The sequence below is a fragment of the Rudaea sp. genome, assembly GCF_036383415.1.
GTDB lineage: Bacteria > Pseudomonadota > Gammaproteobacteria > Xanthomonadales > Rhodanobacteraceae > Rudaea.
The window spans coordinates 1-5,770 of sequence record NZ_DASVOK010000429.1 but is presented as its reverse complement, the minus strand read 5'-3'; the positions used below and the strand labels follow the sequence as shown (position 1 = coordinate 5,770).

General features: G+C 65.4%; 5 protein-coding genes. 3 read left to right on the top strand and 2 right to left on the bottom strand.

Translation table 11 applies throughout. The features are described 5' to 3' along the window. A partial coding sequence (locus tag VF497_RS15615; RefSeq protein ID WP_330890387.1) for a tetratricopeptide repeat protein occupies positions 1-1,460 on the bottom strand: 1,460 nt, incomplete at its 3' end. A gap of 256 nt (positions 1,461-1,716) precedes the next feature. On the opposite strand from VF497_RS15615, the gene rimO reads away from it, so the two are divergent. Continuing rightward, on the top strand, positions 1,717-3,075 hold the full coding sequence (rimO, locus tag VF497_RS15610) for a 30S ribosomal protein S12 methylthiotransferase RimO (protein WP_330890389.1): 1,359 nt from the start codon (positions 1,717-1,719) through the stop codon (positions 3,073-3,075). Positions 3,076-3,125: 50 nt separating this feature from the next. Further along, complete coding sequence (locus VF497_RS15605) at positions 3,126-3,971, top strand: DUF3025 domain-containing protein (protein ID WP_330890385.1); 846 nt, start codon at positions 3,126-3,128, stop codon at positions 3,969-3,971. Here the strand turns inward: VF497_RS15605 and greB are convergent. Next, positions 3,968-4,477, bottom strand: coding sequence for a transcription elongation factor GreB (gene greB / locus VF497_RS15600; RefSeq protein ID WP_330890383.1), 510 nt, complete (start codon positions 4,475-4,477; stop codon positions 3,968-3,970). The two genes, VF497_RS15605 and greB, sit on opposite strands and share 4 nt — an antisense overlap. Positions 4,478-4,634: 157 nt before the next feature. On the opposite strand from greB, the gene VF497_RS15595 reads away from it, so the two are divergent. Continuing rightward, positions 4,635-5,770: rhomboid family intramembrane serine protease (locus VF497_RS15595; protein WP_330890381.1), on the top strand; the 1,136-nt coding region annotated here is incomplete at its 3' end.

Genomic DNA, 5,770 nt, shown 5'->3' with positions numbered 1-5,770 from the left:
CGTTGCCTGTCGTTCTGTTCGTTGCGCGTGGCGAGGGCGAGATTGAGGCGACGCAGACGCCACAGCAGCACGGCGAAGACGGCGACGGTGAGGACGAGCGCGGCGATCGCGGCGATGCCGTAGAACCGCTCGCGGCGGCTGCGCTGCAGGCGCTCCTCCTTCAGTTCGTTGCTGCGCACGGCGAGTTCGAGTTGCTGCCGGCTCTGCTCGCGTGCCTTGCGCACCTCGATCGCCGCAAGCAGGCGCGAGGAACGCACGCCAAGCAGTTCCTCGCGCAGGCCGGCGTGGCGGTGGGCATATTCATGGGCCGTGGCGGGGTCGTGCTCGGCTTCGGCGAGCAGATCGCGCAACCAGTAGGCCTGGGCGAGGTAGGGCCTCAATCCCGCCGCATTGAGGCGCGGCGAGACCTCGTCAAGCAGACGATGGGTGTCGGCCAGATCGCCGTGGGCGAGCGCGATTTCGGCCTGGGCCAGTTCGCTGCGCGCGATCAGCTCGCGCTGGTCGAGTTCGTGGCCGATGTCGAACGCGACGTCGAAATGCGGTGCGGCCTCGTCCGGTTTGCGCAGGCCGAGCAGGGCGCGGCCGACTTCGAGCTGTTCGAGACCGATCGCGGGGCGGTTGCCGAGTGCTTCGCTGATCGCGAGGGCCTCGCTGGCCGCCGCGAGGGACGCTTCGAATTCGCGATTGTCATTGAGGAAGCCTGCGTAGGCACCCTGCACCGAAGCGTAGTAGCCCGGCTGGGCGTAACGGGCGGCCGCGTCGATGGCCTTGGCGAAATAGGCCTGGGTCGTCGACGTGTCGTCGAGTTCGCGATAGAGCAGGGCGACGTTGCGGTAGGCCACGTCGAGGCGATTGTCGATGCGCTCGCGGATTGCGAGCGCCTGCAGGAAATAGTCCAGGCACTGGGCGAAGTCGCCCTTGTCGCGTGCGATCGTGCCGAGGTTGGTCAGCGCGGTCGCTTCGCCGGCGGCGTCCTTGTTCTTGCGGCGCAGGGCCAGCGCCGTGGTCTCGTGTTCGAGCGCGGCGTCGAGATTGCCGCGACGGCGTTCGAACACGCCTCGGTATTCCTCGGCAGCGGCGTTGAGCTCGTCGCTGCCGGCGCCGCGCGCGAGTCGCATCAACGCTTCGGCAAGTTCCTGGCCATGCCTGTAGTCGCCCTGGGCGAGCATGCTCTGGATGAGCGCGATCAGGGCGATGCCACGCAGCCTGGCGTCGCCTGCCATCGCTGCGTCCTTGTCCAGCGACTGCCAGTGGCGGTTGGCGAGCGCATCCGCGGACAGCGCGGCATAGGCCACGGCGAGGCTGAACTCGGCGTTGATGCGTCCGCGCAGGCCACCGAGTTGCCAGGCAATGCGCGGCAGCGGCTGCAACACGGTATCGACCTGATCCACGAACTGCGCCGCCATGGTCACCGCTTGCGCCCGCGGCGGCATTTCCGCGCAGGCGGACGGCCGTGCCATGACGAGGCACGCCGTCGCGCCGCACAGAATGGCAAGCGCGCGCGATGGCGCAGCGTGTCTGGTCGAACTCAAGCTGGCAGCCCGTTTTCGCACTGAATCCATTCGCCATCACTCCAGCCGGCCCACAAGCGTTTCATGGAAGCGGAACGTACCCTGCACCCGCTCCGGCCGCGAGTCGACCCGCTGGTTTGTGAAAGCGGCCGGGAGACTGCCCGTGTCCGCTATAATTCCGCAGTTTCAGAATGCGATCAAGCACATGTCTTCAAGTACGCAAAAGGTCGGTTTCGTCAGCCTCGGCTGCCCCAAGGCGCTGGTCGACTCCGAGCGCATCCTCACCCAGCTGCGCGTGGAGGGCTACGAAATCGTGCCGAGCTACGACGCGGCCGACGTGGTCGTGGTCAACACCTGCGGCTTCATCGACGCTGCCGTTCAGGAATCGCTCGACGCGATCGGCGAGGCGCTCGAGGAGAACGGCAAGGTGATCGTCACCGGCTGCCTTGGCAAGCGCGCCGAGGTGATCCGCGAGGCGCATCCCGACGTGCTCGCGATCAGCGGCCCGCAGGACTATGCGAGCGTGATGAATGCGGTGCATGCGCAGTTGCCGCCGAGGCATGATCCACACATCGACCTGCTGCCGGCGAAGCGCAAGCGCGGCGCGGCGAACGAAGACGTGGGTGTGAAGCTCACGCCGAAGCACTACGCCTATCTGAAGATTTCCGAAGGCTGTAATCACAGATGCACCTTCTGCATCATCCCGTCGATGCGCGGCGACCTCGTCTCGCGTCCGGTCGACGAGGTGCTGGTCGAGGCCGAGAAGCTCGTCAGGAGCGGCGTGCGCGAACTGCTCGTGATCTCGCAGGACACGAGCGCCTACGGTGTCGATCTCAAATACGCCGAGCGCGAGTGGAAGAATGGAAAAGTGCGTACGCGCATGACCGAGATGTGCGCGGCGCTCGGCGACCTCGGCGCCTGGGTGCGCCTGCACTACGTCTATCCATATCCGCACGTGGACGAGGTGATCGAGCTGATGACGGACGGCAAGATCCTGCCTTACCTCGACATCCCGTTCCAGCATTCGAGCCCGCGCATCCTCAAGCTGATGAAGCGCCCGGCGGCGAGTGCGAAGACACTCGAGCGCGTGCTCGCCTGGCGCAAGGCCTGCCCGGAAATCACCTTGCGCAGCACGTTCATCGTCGGTTTTCCCGGCGAGACCGACGCCGAGTTCGAGGAACTGCTCGATTTCCTCGATGCCGCGCAACTCGACCGCGTCGGCGCGTTCGCCTATTCGCCGGTCGATGGTGCCAAGGCCAACGACCTGCCCGGCGCGGTGCCCGAGGAGGTCAAGCAGGAGCGCCTCGAGCGCTTCATGACCAAGCAGGCGCAGATCAGCGCGGCGCGGTTGCAGAACAAGATCGGCACGACGGTGAAAGCCCTGGTCGACCATGCCGGCAAGGATGGCGCTGTTGCGCGCACCGCGGCCGACGCTCCCGAAATCGATGGTTTGCTGCATATCGTCGACGGGCAGAAGCTCAGGCCGGGGCAATTCGTCGAGGTGCGGGTCGAGCATGCCGATGAGCACGATTTGACCGGCAGCCTGGTCGCTCAACGGGCTTGACTTGGAAGCCATCATTCTCGTTTCACGGGAATGATGAGTGGAAAAGGCGCATGCGTTTTATCGCTCCACCTCGCGAATCCATTGATCTGACCGTCTTTCGTCGGCCGCCGCTCGATGCGTGGAGTGAATTCGCCGATCTGCTGCAGGCGCCAACGTGGCCGACGATCGCGCAGATCGAAGCCGCTCGTGAAAAAGTGGAAAATGCGGCAAAGGTAAAAATGCCGCATTTTGTCGAACAGACGTCGGCGCTGTTGCGCGATGACCTGCACTACGAAGCGCGCATCGCCGAGTGCCAGCAGGTCGCCACGCGCGCCGAGAACTGGCACGACCTGCTAAACGCGCTGATCTGGCTGCGCTATCCGGCGATAAAGTCCGCGCTGAATGCGCGCCAGCTCGCCGGAATCGCGACGGTCGGGCCGAAGCGGCGCACGCGCGCGCAGTACGCGCTGACCCATTTCGATGAAGCCGGCGTCATCGTGCAGACCAGCGATCCGTGGCTGCTCGCGCTATGGGACGCGCACAACTGGCACGGCCTGTTCTGGCGCGAACGCGTGGCCTGGAGCGACGGCCGCATCCGCGTCGACGTGTTCGGCCACGCGCTGCTCGAACATGCGCTGCAGCCTGGCCAACTGCTCGTCGGCAAGGCGCTGGTGATCATGCCGGGCGCGGACATGTCGGCGCGCGTGGCGCATGCGATCGGTGCGGGCGAGTTGCTCAACGATCCGCTGGAACTGCGCCCGTTGCCGCTGTCCGGCATCCCGGGCTGGCATGTAGGCAATGCGGACGAAGGTTTCTACGCGAACGCGCCATGCTTTCGCGCACGCCGCGAGGGGCGCAGCTATCCGCTGCCGTTGGGCGTCGACGAATTGCGCGACACTGCCGTGGCGCAGGTCTAGTTGCCCGGCCCGTCGTAGCTGACTTCGACGACGACGAAATGCTTGCTGCCCGACGGCAGCGGCGCTTCGAACTCATCGTCGACACGTTTCTTCAGCACGGCGCGGGCGAGCGGCGAGTCGATGCTGATCCAGCCGAGCGTGGCGTCGGTTTCGTCCGGGCCGACGATGCGCAGACGCTGCGTGCGGCCGTCGTCGTCCTCGATCGCGAACCAGGCACCGAAGAAAATCGCGCCACGATCCGTGGGCTTGGCCTCGGCCACCTTGAGCTCGGGCAGGCGTTTGCTCAGATAGCGCACGCGCCGATCGATTTCGCCAAGCTGTTTCTTGCGATAAGTATACTCGGCGTTCTCCGAGCGATCGCCCTCGGCCGCTGCCGCGGCGAGCGCCTTGACCACCTCGGGCCGGCGCACGCGCCAGAGTTCGTCGAGCTCGGCCTTGAGCCGGGCTTGGCCCTCGACGGTGATGATCGCGGTCGATGCGGCTTGGGGCGGACGCCAACGGCTCATGCGGTGAGTCGGGAAAGTGAGGAACGAGGTCTCGGATCGAGGCAATGATCCGACGATTGAGCGCAAGACCGCAAATGCATCGGACCGGCAGCCGTGGTCGCCTTTGTCGCCAGACGACCCTAGAATGCGCTCTCCGCGACAGGCAAGGGACTGGTGCGTGCTCATCGTGCCGCTGCACCGCAGTTTGAACTGGGCGAATTTTCCGTGGATGACGGCCGCGCTCATCCTGATCAACTTCATTGTTTTCTTCGGTCTGCAATCAAGCGATGAAGCCGTGTTCGAGCGCGCGTTCGAACAGTACCGCGCCTCCGCACTGGATCGCATCGAGTTTCCGGTCTTTCGCGACTGGCAGCAAGAACATGAGAAGAATGCGCGTGCGCGCGACGCCATGCAGCGAGCCCCCGCGGAATTCCAACTGCAGTTGATGCAGGCGAACGCGGAGTTCGTCGATGCGCTCGAGGCCGGCCGCATCATCGCGCCGACGTGGGAAGGCTATGCGGATTGGCGGGAAAAGCGCGACGAGTTCAACCGACTTTGGTCGGAGAGTTACACCGAGCGTTTCAAGATGCGTTTCTCGCATCTCGAACCCGTACGCATGTTCGGCGCGATGTTCCTGCACGGCGGCTTCGGTCATCTTCTCGGCAACATGATCTTTCTCGCCTTGCTCGGCTTGCTGGTCGAGGGGGCGCTCGGGCCGTGGCTGTTTCTGGCGCTTTATCTCGCCGGCGGACTCGGCGGGCAACTGGTGAGCCTTGCCGTGCGCTGGGGCGAGCATGGCAGCGCGCTCGGCGCGTCCGGGGCGATCGCCAGCCTGATGGGCGCGTATTGCGTGCTCTGGGGATTGCGCAAAGTGCGCGTGTTCTATTGGTTCTTCGTCGTCTTCGATTACGTTAGCGTTCCGGCGATCGCGGTGCTGCCGTTCTGGGTTGGCTGGGAGATTTTCAATCTGATCGGCAATCGCGGCGCGCACGTCGGTTTCGACGCGCATGCGGGCGGCATGGTGTGCGGCGCGCTGCTCGCGTTTGGCGTGCGCAGGCTCGGCTGGGAACGGGAGAACTTTCTCGCCGAGGACGAGCAGGCCGAACAGCGCGAGCAGAATGCGTTGCGCTATGAGCAGGCGATGCAGCATCTTGGCCGCCTGGAAGTGCCGCGGGCGCAAGCGCTGCTGCAGGAAATCGACGCGCAGGAGCCGGGTCGACTGGATGTGGCGGTCGCGTTGTACCGCTGCGCGCGCTATGGCGACGACGCTGTGGCGATCGATCGCCGCGCCGCGCGTGTGCTCTCGTCCGGCGC

Coding starts and splice junctions, on each gene's coding strand:
- rimO (WP_330890389.1), top strand. CDS start 1,717: ATGTCTTCAAGTACGCAAAAGGTCGGTTTCGTCAGCCTCGGCTGCCCC.
- VF497_RS15605 (WP_330890385.1), top strand. CDS start 3,126: ATGCGTTTTATCGCTCCACCTCGCGAATCCATTGATCTGACCGTCTTT.
- greB (WP_330890383.1), bottom strand. CDS start 4,477: ATGAGCCGTTGGCGTCCGCCCCAAGCCGCATCGACCGCGATCATCACC.